Below are 17,261 nucleotides of genomic sequence, written 5' to 3'. Positions count from 1 at the left end.
GTGACGAAAAAACGTTAACTCCTTTTTTTATTATATTTTATGGTAATATATTGTGATTACTTCAACATTAATTCTGAAATAGATACCATGAGAACTTAAAGATTTACCATTTAATTAATGTCTGTTTTAAGCAGCTTCCTTTATGGTTAATCCAAATTTGAGATAATTAATGGTACATCCGTTTAATGTCCAATAGCTGTAATACTTGCTATAACCATCCTATTGAAAATTCTTTTACCAAAGTATCTTCTGTTGAGTTTATAAATGAACTCATTTAAATAAAGTTGGAGCTATTTGGCTTTAATCTTATGATATGTCCCCACAGAATTCCGCTTTGCATTACTTATAGCAATATGTGCCAATTTTAAGGTCTCTTTTGTTGTTTGTTCGTTTGACTTTTCACTTATGTGTATGTCTACATAGTCAGCAATGTTTACATATGATATGCTCTTATTTTTAAAAACTATGAAGTCATCATTTCCTATTGCTTTCCGAAGTGCTTGGTCGGTTCCTTCTATTTTATAATCCGCTAGTACCCTCCCTTTGAAGTATCTGGTCTGACGTTTAACCTTTCCAGTATCTATATCCTCCAAAATAGCACTCTCTGCTATTATCAGCACATTGTTCATTGTCTTACTGTCACGTCCTACTTTCTGTGTTTTATCCTTGCAGGCAGATGCCTCTATTATAAAACATCCTTCATCAGCCTCTATGATACCTTCAAGAGTATAACTCTTGCCTATCTACCCTATTGCCTTGCGAAGCTTATGAACCGTAGCCTAGACTACCTCACGGCGCTTTTACCTCAATTGGTGTTGAATCTCCTTACTGTAAAACCTTTTTTTGGTAGTACTCAATAAAAATAGTGTCTTGTACCAAATCCAAATCCAAATCCAAATCGTAAAGAATAGTTTCGAACTCTTCATCACAGTTCCGCTACGCAAAGATAATCTTGCATTGCAAGACTTACATTGATAACTCCACCTGTTCTTAACCCAATAATGATTTGTACCTTGACATCGATGACAAATAAAACCCTTTTGGACTCTTTGTTCTTTAAAATGTATTTTGCAACTATGCTCATCTGTAAAGTACACTCGAAAAGAAATTACAGAAACGATAAACGGACATCCCTTACAAAGTTAAACAGACATAGTTTACACTTTTGAGATTTATAAATTGTTAGACAAAAGCAATTTATCGTGCCTTGGAAAGTAACAACAACTATGGAACGAAAAATAGAATTTATCTGCGAGTGGCTGACGCAAAAGTACACCATCACATAACTATGCCGAGTCTTTGAAATCTCAAGGCCAACGGCATACAAAATGATAAGCCGATACGAAAATTCAGGTATCGAAGGGCTTAAGGAAAAACGAAAATCTCCTCTAAACCATCCCAACAGGACCAAAGACACTGTTGAGAAAAACATTCTTGAATTGAAAGGGAAACACGCGCTCTGAGGAGCTATAAAAATAAGAAGGTTATTGTTTAACCTTTGTCACGGAAAAGATATTCTAAGTGTGGTTACCATTTATGATATTTTGAAAATAAACGGATTGGTAAAGCCTCAGAAGAGATGTAAGAGGGTAAAACCGCTACGCCCCTTGTTAGACACGCAAGAGTGTAACGAGGTTTGGAGCGCAGGCTACAAAGGGATTTTTTTAATGGGTAACAACGTCTATCGTCATCCACTTACCATTGCAGACTCGAGAAGCCTCAACCACTTTGTAAAGGAATATAATCATATCAGACCACATGAAGTTTTGGGTATGGAAACACCTGATTCTATGCATAATTCCTCCAACAGGCCTTACCCTGAAAAAATACCTAAATTCGGATATAGGAGCAATATGAAAATAATGAAGGTTTGCTAAAACGGGTCTAACATATGGAAATCATATTATTAGGTATATCTAACGGTAGTTCTCAAGGGTAAATATATAGCTGTCGAGGATATGGGAAAAGGCATTTGGAAGGTGTTTTATAGAAACGTATTTTTAGGTTTTTTCAATGAAAGTAATAGTAAGATACAAACAAGTATCAATAAGGTTAAGTCAAAATATGGTGCAAACTATCTTACTTAACAAACACTAAAGAAGAAAACGAATATAATCTCGGTCAGAACCAATCTCTAAAAAATGAATATCATATCTATCCTCAATATTTAAGCATGCCCTATTTAAAACCCTATCAACTTTTGGACTAAAAACAAAACGCTAATAAAATGGTAGGGCAAAAGAGAGACAATATGGCTTTTATGTTTGTGGGTACTTGAGCTCACGCTCAAGATTACTGTTTTTTCTCTTTCAAGGCAAGCCTCGGGGTATTGAACCCTTCTAGAAGAAAATCTCTTAACCTTCTGAGGATTTATTCTTCCATAAAAAAGAAAGGGTTAGATTTAGTCAGGTAATGAGGGCAAAAATAATTAAGTAAGAGGTTTTAATATATTCAGCGTATTAATTTGTTTGTTGAAAATAAAAATAGTGTTGCAAAAGTTTTATTTGTGATTTAATAGCTTTCGGAAATTGAAATTATAACCTATCTGTAACCTGTTCTCTTGGTAGTATACTTTTTATATCATACACCACAGAGGTAGCGTTATTTTTTAATGTTGTCAAATCAATGTTTAGGAACTCAGTATGACTTACTGCCAAGATAATCCCATCATAGCGTATAGTAGGTTTTTCAAGTAAAGAAATATTATAGACAGCTTTCACCTCTTTTTTATTCGCTTTAGGATCGTAAACATCAACTAACGCTTCAAAATCCTCCAATTCTGTCACTAAATCTATGATTCTGGAGTTACGTATATCAGAGCAATTTTCTTTAAAAGTAATACCCAACACCAAAATTTTAGACCCTTTTACCTTAATGTCGTTTTTCACCATTAGTTTAATGACTTTGTGGGCTATAAACTTACCCATATTGTCATTGACGCGTCTACCGGAGAGTATGACGCTTGGGTGGTAGCCTAGACTCTCCGCTTTATGGGTTAAGTAATAGGGGTCAACACCAATACAGTGCCCACCAACCAAACCAGGTCTAAAGGGTAAAAAATTCCATTTACTACCTGCAGCTTCCAAAACCTCAAGAGTATCTATTGATAATCTATCAAAAATGAGTGCTAGTTCGTTGATTAAGGAAATATTCAAATCTCGTTGAATATTTTCTATAATTTTTGACGCTTCTGCCACTTTAATGCTGGATGCTTTGTGTGTTCCTACCTTGACTATAGTTTTGTACAACTCATCAACTACTGTAGCTATTACTTCAGTGCTTCCTGAGGTCACTTTAACAATGTTGTGTACTTTTCTTTTTTTATCACCCGGATTAATGCGTTCAGGAGAATATCCACAATAAAAGTCCATATTAAATTTTAGACCACTTATTTTTTCTAATACCGGGACGCATTCTTCTTCCGTACATCCTGGGTATACAGTGGACTCATAAATTACCAAAGCTCCTTTTTTTAGATATTTACCTACTAAAGCGCTGGCAGATATAAGATGGCTTAAATCTGGCTGTTTAAAGGTATCAATGGGCGTAGGTACGGTAATAATAAAGATGTCGAGTTGTAGTAATTCTTTTTCATCGCTTGTAAAAACTAAGTCTGTGGCCTTTAATCGCTGTTCATCAATTTCACTGGTAGTATCTATTCCATTTTTTAAATCTTTAATCCTCTCAGAGTTTATATCATAACCAACAACGTTAAAATTATTTTCAGAGAATTCTATGGCCAATGGTAGTCCTACATACCCTAATCCTATGACCCCTATTTTTTTATTTTTCATATCCGTAAAAAATTAATTTTAAATGAAAGTGTTAGAAGTTCTTTCAATAACTGGTAATAAAAGATTAAGTAGCCTAGAAGATATTTTTATTTCTTTCAAGTGCTTTAACTGATTTAAATTATGAACATCTGTAGCAATGAAATCAATCATATTTAGTTTTAAAAGTGTATGCGCTGTTTTTTGAACATGTTTACCATAATAACCTCCTAAGGAAAGAAAATTCAATTGATATAGTAGCCCTTTACTTTTAATACGTTCATATTTATCTAGATTGTTCTGTAAAAACACATAACGTTCAGGATGGGCAAGGATTGGAAATAAATTTTTATCTGCTATTTTTTGAATGGCTACATCAAAATTAATAGAAGGTTGTAGGTATGACATTTCTATCAGGATATAATTACCATCAAGCGGCATAAATTCATTTTTTTCTAATAGCGATTCAAAACCAGAATCTATCATATGCTCAGCGGCCAATCGTATCCGAACATTAGTGAGCTTATTCGTTTTACTGCTATTTTTTAGAAGCGCTAGAGAGCTGTTTATGGATTTTGGGGTATTTGGATAATAGTTTTCCATGATATGCGGCGTACAAATGAAATTCGTGATTCCAAATGCGCCCATACCTTGTATTAAACTCAGGGATTCGGCAACGGTCTTTGCGCCATCATCTATACCGGGAAGTATATGGTTATGGATGTCTGTAAAGCCATCGAGATAATCAACAAGAAACTTTTTTTTGACGAAAAAATCGAACATGAATCGAAGTATTTTATTGTAGGTCCAAAGTTACCATAATACAATGGATTTTAATTTTTTCTATTGTACATGGAAGAAAGTGAGTCTGTTGGTAGTAAACGAGTAAAATAGTAATAACTAAATAGTACTAAGCTATTTGTTTTTGAACTTCAAAAAGTTGGCAGTTGGAAAAAGTAAATAGCTAATGTGAAAAGGTTAGCTGCCGAAATAGTGGTTGCATCCGGAGGCTAATGAGGTCCAAAACGCACGGGCTTTGGTCCAAACCTGTTCGGTATCGAATCCCGAAATATAATGGCTTTGCTTAATAGTAGTTAAGTGCCTAAAATCATTAGCGTTTGAAGCACTATAGAATTCGTTAACTCGTACTACCTTAATATAAATCCATTTTTCATGTAATCACAAGGGTCTATGCAAAAGGTGTGTTTTCCTGTAACGTAGGCATTTCCTTCTACCTGTTGAATAACCGCTTTAAATGGGCCGTAGTCTACCTCATCAACAACAGCGCCCTCAAAAACGGAACCTAAAATACTTTCTATCTGCATGGTTTCTCCAGGTGCAATTTCTTTTCGTGCGCTGTGAATGGCCATTCTTACTGAAACCCCTAAACCTCTTGGACAACGGTCTACTTCCCTATCCGTGAAAATTCAAACATTTTTACTGTCTATTTTTACAGTATCGGAATCACCCATAAAAATGGTACCGTAGAGAAAACTTAAATCGGTTTCAAACGGATGTTGGGTTTCGGGGTCACCTTTCATTACAGCATGCTTTATATGCATTCCGTTCCTAATCAATTCTTGGTAGGATTTTGTACTCAAATTGAAGTTAAAATTATGCTGCTTCATAGCTACATAAGCATAAAACGCACCTCCGTAGGCTAAATCATAATGGACTTTGACAATTCCTTTAATTTCCATTGTTGTATCCAAACTGATTACAAACATGGGTACACAATGAAAACGCACATCAGAAACCTTAGCATTCTCTACCTTGATATACGCGGTTATTCCTCCGCAGGGCGCATCGATTTTTAAGATAGTTTCCCCTTTCTGGACGGTAATCCATTTCAGCTCAACCGCCAAGGTAGCAATAGCAATAATGGCATGGCCGCATATGGTGCTATAGCCTTCACTATGTAAAAAAAATAACTCCAAGATGAGCTTTGGTATCATTGGGCGGCGTTAAAATACACCCATACATACGGCATGACCGCGTGATTCAAATAGTAGGGCGGTACGCAAATGGTCAACGTTTTCTTTGCAGTAGCGTCGGTAATCCAAGACAGAATTTCCCTTAAATTCAGGAAACCCCGAAACGAAAACGCGCAGCGGCTCTCCGCCCGTATGCATGTCAATGGTCTTTATTTGGAGTCAATCGTCAGGCAGATTAACATCCGTTCGTTCCAGAATATTTTGGTAGGTATTAGGCATTTTTGAATTTATTATAGTAGTAGTTAGCAGCTATTAAATCTTCTAAAGCGTGGCCTACGGATTTGAATAGGGTGATTTCTTCGTCACTTTTTCGTCCGGTAACATCGCTAGATGAAAGCGAAAACAGATTCCCTTTAATATCCTTCTCCGTAAGGATTCCAGAATTTAAGGGAATAGAAATATCACCACTTTCATGGAGTCCAGCTAGGGTGTCCACAAAAACAGATGCCTTAGAGATAAGTGCATTATCCGCCTCGCGCATGTCTTTTTTATAAGCACCTACGAGGTCAATATGCTGGCCGGGTTTTACGCGTTTTCCTAGTACTAAAGGAGTTTTTGAAAGTGTGGCGCAGGAAACTATATCGACCTCACTAATTTTATCTTCAATATCCGAAACTACGTGGCAGCTAAATTTTTCATCAGCCAACGCGTCGCAAATGACCCGTGCCTTTTTAGCGTTTCTCCCCCAAACAAACACATTCTTAATGGGTCTGACACTCGCATGGGCGTGAATCAGATTCGTAGAAAGTGCCCCTGTGCCAATCATTAATAAAGAAGATGCATCTTTTTTAGACAAAAAAGAAGAAGCCAAGGCAGAGGCGGCCGCCGTGCGTTTTGCAGTTAAGCTTTTTGCCTGCATCGTAGCTATCATGGCTCCAGTAACAGCATGTATCAACACATAAATTGCTTGTATGGAGGGCAAATCAAAACGTCGATTTTGGGGACTTACCGTGGCTATTTTTACGCCAGCCATTTTAGATGGATGCCAAGCGGGCATTAGTAGTAGGGTGGAGTCCGCACCCGTTTCAGGATTTGGAAAATCGTGATGGTGCCGCTGAGGAACCAGGATATCTTTGGTAGAAAAACCAACTTTTAAAGCTGCTATGAGTTCCTGGAAATTTGTGTTTTCATTGATAAAAGCATCTGAAATCTGTACCGTTTCTTCCATAACTTAAAAATATAGGATTATACTGTGCATTACATGGAAAAGGAAGCCATACAAGTATATTTTACTTTCCGCTACAGTGCCTAACGATCTCATACTGGCTATAGTTTTAAAGGCTCATAGGGATAAAATTTAAAAAATGATGTAACATTTTCTCATGTCTACAGTTAAAATAGGCTACTAAATTACACCATATTGTGTTAATAGCTGAGTTCCTTTTAACAGGGTTTTCCACTTTTAATTTTCCTTGGGTATTGCAAACTAATTTATACTATTTTTGAGTTAAGGAAAGCATTTTATTTTTTTAGAGCCAATAAAAACCAATACAATGAGTGAAGTCGTATTAAAAAAAGCCCTAAGTCCATTAATGCTTTGGGGATTGGGTGTAGGCTACGTGATTTCCGGTATGTATTTTGGGTGGAACCTCGGACTAGCCGAAGGTGGCACTTATGGACTTGCAATCGCCACGGTTTTCATCATCATTATGTATGTGACCTTTACGTTTAGTTATGCGGAGATGGCCTGTGCTATTCCAAAGGCAGGTGGTGCGTTTGAGTACGCAAACCGAGGCTTAGGCAAACATTTAGGTTTTGTAGCGGGCATTGCCCAAAATATAGAATTTATATTTGCTCCGCCTGCTATTGCGGCTGCCATTGGGGCTTATCTAAACCTAATTTATCCTTCGGTTGATTTAATGGTTTTCGCCATCGGCGCCTACTTGATATTTACTATCATCAATATTCTAGGTGTACAACTCGCAGCTTCTTTTGAATTGGTCATTACTATCTTGGCTGTTATTGAGTTGCTCATTTTTGCAGGAGTTACTTTGCCAGAATTTGAACTGAGCAATTTACAGATAAACCCCTTACCCAACGGTTATGAGGGTATATTTGCAGCTATTCCTTTTGCTATTTGGTTTTTTCTAGCCATTGAAGGAATAGCCAATGTTGCAGAGGAGGCCATAAATCCGCAACGTAGTATTTTAATCGGTTTTGGGTCTGCTATTTTGACTTTGGTGATTTTGTGTGTCTTAACGTTTACAGCTGCAGTTGGGGTTGCTGGCTGGGAGGCTGTTGTTTATCCCGAGGGCAGTACCATTGCATCTGATTCTCCTTTGCCATTAGCCTTATCACAAATTATGGACAGTGGGCATATACTCTATAAAGTACTGATTGGAATCGGACTTCTAGGCTTAATAGCTTCCTTTCACGGTATTATTTTGGCAGGTGGAAGAGCAACTTTTGAATTCGGAAGACAGGGGTACGCTCCCAAATATTTGGGAAAAGTGCACGGTACGTTTAGAACGCCTGCCAACGCACTTATCGTAAACACACTTATCGGAATCGTTGCACTATGTACAGGTGCTACGAGCGAGATTATTACAATTGCCTGTTTTGGTGCTTTAGGGCTGTATATCGTTTCAATGTTTTCCTTTTTTGCGTTGCGAAAAAAAGAACCTGAGATGGAACGACCTTTTAAGGTGCCGATGTTTCCACTATTTCCGGCGGTAGCATTGATCATTGCTTCCGTCGCTATGATTGCAATGGCATATTACAATCCGATGTTGGCAGCCGTATTTTTCGGTATCGTAGTGGTTTCCTATTTGTATTTTCTACTCTTCCTTAATAAAAAAATGAAGTAACTTTAAGTATGGATAAGAATGAGCTAATTAAAAGGATAAAGGAGAGCAAGCATTCCAAAATAAAAGTCGCCATTGTTGATATTGATGGGGTTTTACGTGGCAAGTTTATGCACAGGGATAAGTTTTTATCCGCTCTCGAAAGTGGATTTGGATTCTGTTCGGTAGTCTTTGGATGGGATATGGGCGATGTATCATACACGAATGATATACAGGTCACTGGTTGGCATACCGGTTATAACGACTTCGAAGCTCGTGTTGATTTAGATACATTTCGCACCATTCCTTGGGAAGAGGATACTCCTTTTTTTCTAGTGGATTTTGCGAAAGAAAAAACTGAAGATTTGGCGGTGTGCCCTAGAAGTCTGCTTCGGAAAATAATAGCAGAGGCCGAGAATATGAAGTATACACCGATGTTCTCGCAGGAATTCGAATGGTTCAATTTCAGGGAGACTTCTGATTCATTAAAGGAAAAAAGTCACCAAAACCCACAAGCCCTAACCCATGGAATGTTCGGATATTCGATTTTACGGATGTCGGAGAACTCCGATTATTTCGATGATCTTTTTAATTTGCTAGATTCTTTTGGTGTGCCTTTGGAAGGGCTGCACACAGAAACCGGACCTGGGGTAACAGAGGCAGCCATTCAATATAGTGGTATTTTGGAAGCTGCTGATAGAGCCGTACTTTTTAAAACAGCCGTTAAAGAAATTGCCTACCGCCACGGAATAATCGCAAGTTTTATGGCGAAACAGACCAGTGCACTTCCTGGTTGTGGCGGACATATTCACCAAAGTCTTTGGGATTTAAAAAAGGAAGAGAATCTTTTTTTTGATGAAAAAGCCAAAGATAACATGAGTGAGACCATGCAGTATTTTTTGGCTGGTCAACTGAAGTGCCTTCCAGAGATACTGCCTATGTTTGCTCCTACAATAAATAGCTATAAAAGATTGGTAGTCGGAGCATGGGCTCCCATCAATCAAACGTGGGGGCATGATAATCGCACCTGTTCCTTACGCGTATTGGCGTCAGGAAAAAAATCGGCCCGTATCGAACACCGAGTGGTGGGGTCTGATGTAAATCCGTATTTAGCCATGGCAGCTTGTTTGGCAAGCGGACTTTATGGTATCAAAAACAAACTTACATTGGATACTCCTGAGACAAAGGGCAATGGTTACGATATCAAAAAAGAAATATTACCTTCCAATTTGTGGGATGCCTCCCAAAAAATGAAAAACTCTATAATTGCTAAGGAACTTTTTGGAAACGAATTTGTAGACCATTTTACCAAGACACGAGAGTGGGAATGGAAGCAATTTTCCGCGGAAGTAACCGATTGGGAGACCAAAAGATATTTTGAAATTATTTAGCAAATGGACATAACTAAAATTCAAGGCTTTAATTTCCCCTGCCCAATAAGATTTGGCGCCGGTGCAAGTGAAGAATTAGCCGATTATTTAAGAAGTAACGGTCTTTCAAGACCACTATTGGTAACGGATGCTACGGTGGCTGAACTCACTTTTTTCAAGCAAATCAAGATTAGTCTTGAACGAAAAGGGATACGTACTGAGGTGTTTAGTGAAATGCATAAGAATCCGGTGAAGTCTGATGTGTTGAAAGGTGGCGCTATTTTTCATGAGACTAATCGCGACTGTATTGTCGGGATTGGCGGTGGAGTTGCCCTTGACGTGGCGCGCGCAATTACACTAAGAGTCCATCATAAACGTGATTTGTTCGACTACGATGATTTAATCGGTGGCGATAAATATGTAACTGAAGAAGTGCCACATTTTATAGCAATTCCCACTACGGCGGGTACCGGAAGTGAAGTGGGCCGAAGCGCTATTATTTCGGAGGATGAATCAAAGAAAAAACGAATTCTTTTTAGCCCGAAATTGATGGCGAAAATTGTTTTTGCCGACCCATTACTGACTATGGAATTACCGCCTTTTATAACGGCCGCGACCGGTATGGATGCTTTGACCCACAATATGGAAGCGTATTTAGCAAAGAACTACCATCCCATGTGCGATGGCATTGCACTTGAAGGAATAGTCTTGATTGCTGAATCATTGGAAACCGCAACCCATAAACCGGATGTAGCATCACGGGCAAAAATGTTACTAGCCAGCTTAATGGGAGCGGTAGCATTTCAAAAAGGTTTGGGTGTGGTGCACAGTTTAGCACATCCATTATCAAGTTTGCTTGATACACATCACGGATTGGCAAATGCTATAAATCTTCCTTATGGAATGCAATTCAATTATGAGGGATTTGAAAATCGATTCGATAAAATGGGTGATGCCTTTGGATTGGGAAGTGCAGCAGGGAATAGGGTAGTGGACCACATTTTTGAAATGAACGCTAAGCTTGGAATGCCAACAAAGCTTTCTGAAATTGACGTGACCAAGGAACATATTGAGGAACTTTCCAAATTAGCAGTGGCTGATTTTTGTCATCCGAACAACCCAAAACCAGTTTCCAAAGAAGATTTTAAAAACTTATATCAAAGGGCCCTATGATTAAAATTGGTATCTCCTCTTGTTTTATGTATCCCGACAAAGAACGGGGTGTCTTTGGACACAAATCCTTGAGTTATATCGAAAATGATATGGCCAGGTATATCACTCGAAAAGGAGTGCTTCCTGTTTTGATTCCCGATGTTTCCGATGACTATCTTGAGGATATTCTGTCAAATATGGATGGATTCATTTTTCAAGGTGGCGTCGATTTAGCTCCTGAAACATATGGCGAAAAGCCCATTGGTAGTTGGAAAGGCGACGCGTATCGTGATCAATATGAACTTAAAATTATGGATTACGCCATCAAAAATTCCAAACCAGTCCATGCTATCTGTAGGGGAATGCAATTGATGAACGTATATTTTGGTGGAACACTTTATCAGGATACGGTCACACAAGATTTGAATGCTGAAGATCATCGTTCGGCAGTGTTGTATGATACCATCAAGCATCCCATAGCATTTGTGCAAGGCACTTTTTTGGCAAACCTGTATTCTGAGGAAAAAAATCCCCATGTTAACACAGTGCATCATCAAGCGGTAAAAGATTTGGGGGATAATCTAGACGTATATGCAAACGCACCGGACGGTATTATCGAGGCCTTTGGATATTCAGAAGAACCCGATGGCAAAGTAATGGGCGTACAATGGCATCCTGAATTTTCTCCTACATTGGGGAAAGGAGTAATTGATGCCGATTTACTTTATGAAGCTTTTTTAAAACATACCAAATAAAGAACATGCAGATAATCAATCCAGCAACGGAAGAAATCATTTTAGAATTGCAAGGAACATCGAAAGCTGAATTGGGGAGTATCTTGGCTTCCTTACGTGAAGGTCAAAAATCGTGGTCTCAAAAACCTATAGAAGAACGACTCGAATGTATCATTCGCTTTGGTGAATTGATTAAGGAGAATGTCAATGCACTGGCTGAAATTCTTACTATGGAGACAGGCAAGCCATTACAGCAATCCTTGAATGAAATCAAAGGTGCACAGAATCGTGTTGAACATTTACGTCAAAACGCGAAAAAGTGGCTAGCGCCAGAGACTTTAGTTGCTTCTGGAAGTACTCATGAGAAAATCGCTTATGAGCCTTTGGGGGTAATTGCAAATATTTCTGCTTGGAACTTTCCTTATAATGTTGGGTATAATGTTTTTTTATATGGCCTAGCGGCAGGCAATTCTGTGCTCTACAAACCCTCGGAGTTTGCGTCTTTGACTGGAAAGCAATTTGAAAAATATTTGTGGCAAGCTGGGATTCCAGAAAATGTATTTCAATGTGTTATCGGGGATGGAAGCTTAGGACAACAAATTTTAGACGCTGATTTGAAGGGCTACTTTTTTACGGGTTCGCATAGGACAGGTTTACATATCGCAAAGGCAGTTGCTCATAAATTGGTGCCAGTTCAGTTAGAATTGGGCGGGAAAGACCCACTTTACATCATGGATGATGTTTCGGATGTTAAACAAGCAGCCATCAATGCTGCAGAAGGGGCTTTTTATAATAACGGTCAGAGCTGTTGTGCGGTAGAACGCATGTACGTTTCAGAAAAAATATATGATGAATTTGTCGCTGCTTTCGTTGCCGAAGTAAAATCCTATAAAATTGGAGATCCTACCAGTTTAGAAATATTTGTTGGCCCATTGACACGAAAACAGCAAATTAAAGTCCTAGAAAACCAAGTAGCCGATGCGTTGAATAAAGGTGCCACGTTGCTTTGTGGAGGAAAAGTAATAGAGGGCAAAGGGTATTATTTTGAACCAACGGTTTTAATATATTGCAATCATGAAATGGACGTGATGAAAGAAGAATCCTTTGGGCCTATCATCGGAATTCAAAAAGTTAGCTCAGATAAGAAAGCTTTAGAATTGATGGCAGATACCAACTATGGTTTGACCGCTGCTATATTTTCCAATGATGAGCAGCGTGCATTACATCTTTTGAATCAACTTAATGTGGGTACTGCTTATTGGAATTGTTGTGATCGTGTAAGTCCAAATGTACCTTGGTCAGGTAGAAATAATTCAGGTGTGGGGTCTACGCTTTCAACCCAAGGTATACGCGCTTTTGTACAACCGAAGTCTTATCATTTAAGGCGCTGAAGTATGATTAATAGCATCGATGGGTTTTAAAATCTAACAGTATTCTGTTACTGATTTAGCTGTCATAAAAGGAGCAAGGCGAACAATATTGACCGTTTCCACACCAACAATGTAGAATTTCCATTCCTCACTTTTGCGGTTGCTCTGCTATTATTTGATTTTAAGATTATTTTCATAATCGAGATGAAACTAAGGTGAAATAAATTATAGTATACGGGATTTTATGAAAAAGAGGTACTAAAATTATTTTTCAATAACCTCTTATTTTTTAGTGAGTTTTATTCAAAATGAAGCTATGTTGAATACTTGTTTTCTTCAGATACAGTAAGCAGCAAAGCTAGTAAACAACTGTTGTAGAGGAGTTCAAGGTACAAATGGGGTTCACCAAAATGGCTTCCTTTAGTTGGATGTTAGTTGATAAGACCTGTTGATAACTTGAAAAAGTCACTTTAACTCCTGTATTCAAAAATCTTAATAAACATCCTCAATTTTATAAACCCTTTATTCGTTCTTATGATAAATACGGCTATTCATATCAAAAATAGATAGTGGTTAAACAATAATGTCATAACCATAATAAATAACAAAAAATTTGTACCCTTTGTCAATTTCTCTAGGTACAGATTTAAGACAAATTTATATACTTTTTTTGAGTACTATTGGTATAACAACGGAATAAATACGCATTTGGTCTTATAAAATGCATATTTCAACATAAATATTCTTAAAACATATTAAGTTAGTAATCATAAAAAGAATTAAGCATTCGTTGTATTCTGTTTAACACAATATGGGTTCCCTCCGGAAAAATATAAACCATAAACAACAACTCGATGTATAAAAATATTGAATCTTATATTCTTAAAATAAAATTTTTATTGGTTTTATTATTTTTAAGTATTTCAAATCTAACAGCACAAACCATAAGAATTAATGAAGTAGTTTCTTCAAATTCTCAACATACAGATGAAGATGGCGACACCCCAGACTGGTTAGAACTTCATAATTATGGAACTGAGAATATTTCAATTAGTAATTGGGCCTTGACTGATGATGAAGACGACCTTACAAAATGGACATTCCCTAGTTTTACATTAGCACCTGATCAATATTTGCTCATATGGGCTTCAAAAAAAGACCGTTCATCTGCAGCTAATGAACTTCACACAAATTTTAAAATATCGTCAAGTTTAGAAACACTAACCTTAACGAATACTTCTGGTACTTTTGTTGACCAAATTACAGCAGAGAATCTTACGCCAGATACCTCTATTGGAGTATCTATAAATTCAGGAACTCTAGTAGTTTTTTCAGAGACCACACCAGGTGATGAGAATTCTAATAACGAATACCAAGGCACTATTCAGAGTGAAGTTGTTTTTTCTCACGAAGGTGGTCTTGTAGGTGGACCTATAAGTTTAGTTTTATCAGGGAATACTTCGGGGGAAGAAATACGATATACTATTGGTGGAAATACGACTACAGAAACCGCTACTTTATACACAAGCCCAATTGCTATTAATGCTAACACAAGTGTGCGTGCACAAATATTTGCAGAAAATCATATACCTTCCCCAGTATATACAAAATCCTATATTCTGAACGCAAATCATGAAATAGATGTCATGCTATTAACAACAGACCCAGATGACTTTTTTGATGAAGATACTGGAATATACGTTTTCGGCCCTAATGATCCGGGTGATTTTCCATATAGAGGAGCTAATTTCTGGAAAGATTGGGAACGCCCAATCCATTTTGCTTTTTATGAAAATGGAGAGAATACTTCTGTTGAATTTAATGCAGGTGTAAAGATTTTTGGAGGCTGGAGTAGGGCAAACAGGCAACGATCCCTAGCCTTATTCGCCAGGTCACAATATGGAGATTCCAAATTTGAACATTCCTTTTTTGATGAATTAAATTACAATGAATTTGAATCGTTGGTGCTACGAAATTCAGGTCTAGATTGGTTAAGAACTCAGATGAAAGACATCGCTTTAAGTAGTTTAATGCGAGGTTCTGGTTTAGATTTTCAAGAGCATACACCTGTAGCAACTTATCTTAATGGAGAATATTGGGGTATGTATAATTTGCGTGAAAAAGTTAATGAACATATGTTGGCTTCTAAATATAATATAGACGCTGATGATATTACATTACTTGATGATGATGCTGTAGAAGATGAGAGTAATGCAGAATACAATCAATTAATTAATTATTTAAGTACAACAGATTTAACAATAGATTCAAATTTTGAATATGTTGCCCAAGAAATAGATATAGAGCAATATGTACTTTATCATGCTACTGAAATTTTTTTTAATAATAACGATTGGCCAGGCAATAATATTAAATTTTGGAAATATCCAGAGGGAAAATGGCGCTGGGTTATGTTCGATACCGATAATGGCTTTCGCGGATGGTCTGGAAACGCCCTAAATCGAGCCCTAGCAGATGACGGACCAGATCACCCAAACCCACCTGAGTCAACCCTGCCTTTTAGAAGACTAGTTACAAATATTGGTTTTAGAAATATATTTATCAATCGATACGCAGACGAACTAAATACGCGCTTCTTACCCCACAAAGTTAAAGCACATATCGATCAAACCTACAGTACAATCCAATCAGAAGTAAATGCCCATTTTCAACGTTGGAATTCAGATATCGCTCGAGTTACATTATATATGAATGAGATGAAAACTTTTGCAGATAACAGACCCACAGTTGCAAAAAATCGTATTAAATCAAATTTTAACTTACCGGCGTATCATACAATAACAATTATAAACCCTGAAATACCCGAGGGATTTGTAGAAGTTAATTCGAATCTAAACATTCAAGAGGCTTCTTGGACTGGTGATTATTTTGAAACAGTTCCCATTCAGTTAAAAGCTACTGCTGAATCTGGATTTGAGTTTTCTCATTGGAGTGGTGATATCTCTTCTACTGATGAAACGATAAGTTTAACTTTGGTGAGTAATTTAGAGGTGACTCCAAATTTCTCACCAACAAGTTCTAATGATGCAATTGTAATCAATGAAATTAATTACAAGTCAAGTGATAGTTTTGATGCTAATGATTGGGTTGAGTTGTATAATCCGAATACAACTTCTGTTGACTTAGCTAATTGGGAATTAAAAGATAACAATGATTCAAATATCTTTATACTCCCTGAGGGCACTACTATTGATGCAGGTGGTTATATCGTGTTAGTTAAGAATTCTTCAGATTTCTCTTCTGTTTTCCCTGAGATAACAAATTTTATTGGGGATATAGATTTTGGTTTTGGATCTTCTGATGCTGTTCGATTGTTTGATGTTAACAGTTTGCTGCAAGATGAAGTAAACTATCTATCAGAAGCACCTTGGTCTGACTGTGCGGATGAAACAGGAAATACGTTACAACTAATTACTCCAGATTTGGATAATGCTTTGCCTGATAGTTGGAGTTGTATCAACTCTAATGGAAGTCCTAATGCCATAAATGGTTCACCAGTCGCCCAAGATCCAATCGCAGAGGCAGGTTCAAACAAAGTGATTACACTTCCAACGAACAGTATAACTTTCAATGGATCAGGAATTGACCCAGACGGTGGTGCTATTGTAAGTTATGCTTGGACACAGGAATCTGGTCCATCAACGACAACGCTAAATGAGGCAAGTACGACAGCACTTACCACAAACGATTTAGAAGAAGGTACATATGTTTTCAGACTTACGGTTGTTGATGATGAAGGAGATTCTAGTTTTGATGAAGTGAGTGTGGTGGTTTATCCTGAAGCTTCTAGTGTTAATATTGTAGGTTCAGCAAATCTTGTTGACGCTACCTACTTAGAAGGCTCAAGAAACCCTTCACCAACAGGGCCAATTTTACGTGCAGAAGGAGGCAATAGAGAAATTTACTTAAAATTTGATTTAAGTTCATTTAAAGACCAAATTGTTCAGGTAGAATTATCAATGCAAGTTTCTAGTGACCCAGGAAATGGTACTTTAGAAGTGTTTCTAGGAAGCGATTCAAACTGGACAGAAACGGGTCTTAATGGAACAAACAAACCTGTTGCTGTA

The 17,261-nt window shown here is 37.5% G+C and carries 10 protein-coding genes and 3 pseudogenes; 8 read left to right on the top strand and 5 right to left on the bottom strand.

Annotated features, from left to right (window positions below; all coding sequences use genetic code 11):
- Positions 1–182: 182 nt before the first annotated feature.
- Positions 183–1,121 (bottom strand): annotated as a pseudogene (locus tag Q360_RS23250) (IS1595 family transposase).
- Between the two features lie 180 nt (positions 1,122–1,301).
- Here Q360_RS23250 and Q360_RS27445 point away from each other — a divergent pair.
- Positions 1,302–1,463, top strand: a pseudogene (locus tag Q360_RS27445) (IS481 family transposase); the annotation flags it as partial.
- Positions 1,464–1,487: 24 nt separating this feature from the next.
- The gene (locus Q360_RS24730; RefSeq protein WP_156950113.1) at positions 1,488–1,877 is read left to right on the top strand and encodes a hypothetical protein; all 390 of its coding nucleotides are present in this window, start codon (positions 1,488–1,490) and stop codon (positions 1,875–1,877) included.
- A 657-nt stretch (positions 1,878–2,534) separates the two neighbouring features.
- Here the strand turns inward: Q360_RS24730 and Q360_RS0113100 are convergent.
- From Q360_RS0113100 to Q360_RS0113085, 4 genes and pseudogenes are all read right to left on the bottom strand, one after another.
- Positions 2,535–3,794 carry a nucleotide sugar dehydrogenase gene (locus Q360_RS0113100; protein WP_027077503.1) on the bottom strand — a complete coding sequence of 420 codons (1,260 nt, stop codon included), beginning with the start codon at positions 3,792–3,794 and terminating at the stop codon, positions 2,535–2,537.
- Positions 3,795–3,812: 18 nt separating this feature from the next.
- On the bottom strand, positions 3,813–4,553 hold the full coding sequence (locus Q360_RS0113095) for a tyrosine-protein phosphatase (protein ID WP_027077502.1): 741 nt from the start codon (positions 4,551–4,553) through the stop codon (positions 3,813–3,815).
- Between the two features lie 365 nt (positions 4,554–4,918).
- A pseudogene (locus tag Q360_RS23240) lies at positions 4,919–5,902 on the bottom strand (proline racemase family protein).
- A 73-nt stretch (positions 5,903–5,975) separates the two neighbouring features.
- A complete protein-coding gene (locus Q360_RS0113085) occupies positions 5,976–6,932 on the bottom strand; it encodes an ornithine cyclodeaminase family protein (protein WP_027077501.1) in 957 nt (318 codons plus the stop codon).
- A 325-nt stretch (positions 6,933–7,257) separates the two neighbouring features.
- Here Q360_RS0113085 and eat point away from each other — a divergent pair, with 325 nt between their 5' ends.
- The 6 genes from eat to Q360_RS23235 all read left to right on the top strand — a co-directional run.
- Positions 7,258–8,571, top strand: a complete 1,314-nt coding sequence (gene eat, locus Q360_RS0113080; RefSeq protein WP_036195941.1) for an ethanolamine permease — start codon at positions 7,258–7,260, stop codon at positions 8,569–8,571.
- 8 nt (positions 8,572–8,579) lie between these two features.
- The gene (locus Q360_RS0113075; RefSeq protein WP_027077499.1) at positions 8,580–9,938 is read left to right on the top strand and encodes a glutamine synthetase family protein; all 1,359 of its coding nucleotides are present in this window, start codon (positions 8,580–8,582) and stop codon (positions 9,936–9,938) included.
- A gap of 3 nt (positions 9,939–9,941) precedes the next feature.
- Entirely contained in the window at positions 9,942–11,090 is a 1,149-nt protein-coding gene (locus Q360_RS0113070) for an iron-containing alcohol dehydrogenase (protein ID WP_027077498.1), read from the top strand.
- Entirely contained in the window at positions 11,087–11,824 is a 738-nt protein-coding gene (locus tag Q360_RS0113065; protein ID WP_027077497.1) for a gamma-glutamyl-gamma-aminobutyrate hydrolase family protein, read from the top strand. Before Q360_RS0113070 ends, Q360_RS0113065 begins: the two co-directional genes overlap by 4 nt.
- Before the next feature lie 5 nt (positions 11,825–11,829).
- Positions 11,830–13,194 carry an aldehyde dehydrogenase family protein gene (locus Q360_RS0113060; protein WP_027077496.1) on the top strand — a complete coding sequence of 455 codons (1,365 nt, stop codon included), beginning with the start codon at positions 11,830–11,832 and terminating at the stop codon, positions 13,192–13,194.
- 833 nt (positions 13,195–14,027) lie between these two features.
- On the top strand, positions 14,028–17,261 hold a 3,234-nt coding region (locus tag Q360_RS23235), incomplete at its 3' end, for a CotH kinase family protein (RefSeq protein ID WP_036195939.1).

Source organism: Maribacter antarcticus DSM 21422 (assembly GCF_000621125.1).
GTDB classification, from domain to species: Bacteria; Bacteroidota; Bacteroidia; order Flavobacteriales; family Flavobacteriaceae; genus Maribacter; species Maribacter antarcticus.
Note: the sequence above shows the minus strand (reverse complement) of the source record. Positions and strands in the feature narration are given on the sequence as shown.

Bases quoted from the DNA above. Each gene is read 5' to 3' on its own strand.
- eat (WP_036195941.1), top strand. From the start codon at position 7,258: ATGAGTGAAGTCGTATTAAAAAAAGCCCTAAGTCCATTAATGCTTTGG.
- Q360_RS0113070 (WP_027077498.1), top strand. From the start codon at position 9,942: ATGGACATAACTAAAATTCAAGGCTTTAATTTCCCCTGCCCAATAAGA.
- Q360_RS0113065 (WP_027077497.1), top strand. From the start codon at position 11,087: ATGATTAAAATTGGTATCTCCTCTTGTTTTATGTATCCCGACAAAGAA.
- Q360_RS0113075 (WP_027077499.1), top strand. From the start codon at position 8,580: ATGGATAAGAATGAGCTAATTAAAAGGATAAAGGAGAGCAAGCATTCC.
- Q360_RS0113060 (WP_027077496.1), top strand. From the start codon at position 11,830: ATGCAGATAATCAATCCAGCAACGGAAGAAATCATTTTAGAATTGCAA.
- Q360_RS0113095 (WP_027077502.1), bottom strand. From the start codon at position 4,553: ATGTTCGATTTTTTCGTCAAAAAAAAGTTTCTTGTTGATTATCTCGAT.
- Q360_RS0113085 (WP_027077501.1), bottom strand. From the start codon at position 6,932: ATGGAAGAAACGGTACAGATTTCAGATGCTTTTATCAATGAAAACACA.
- Q360_RS0113100 (WP_027077503.1), bottom strand. From the start codon at position 3,794: ATGAAAAATAAAAAAATAGGGGTCATAGGATTAGGGTATGTAGGACTA.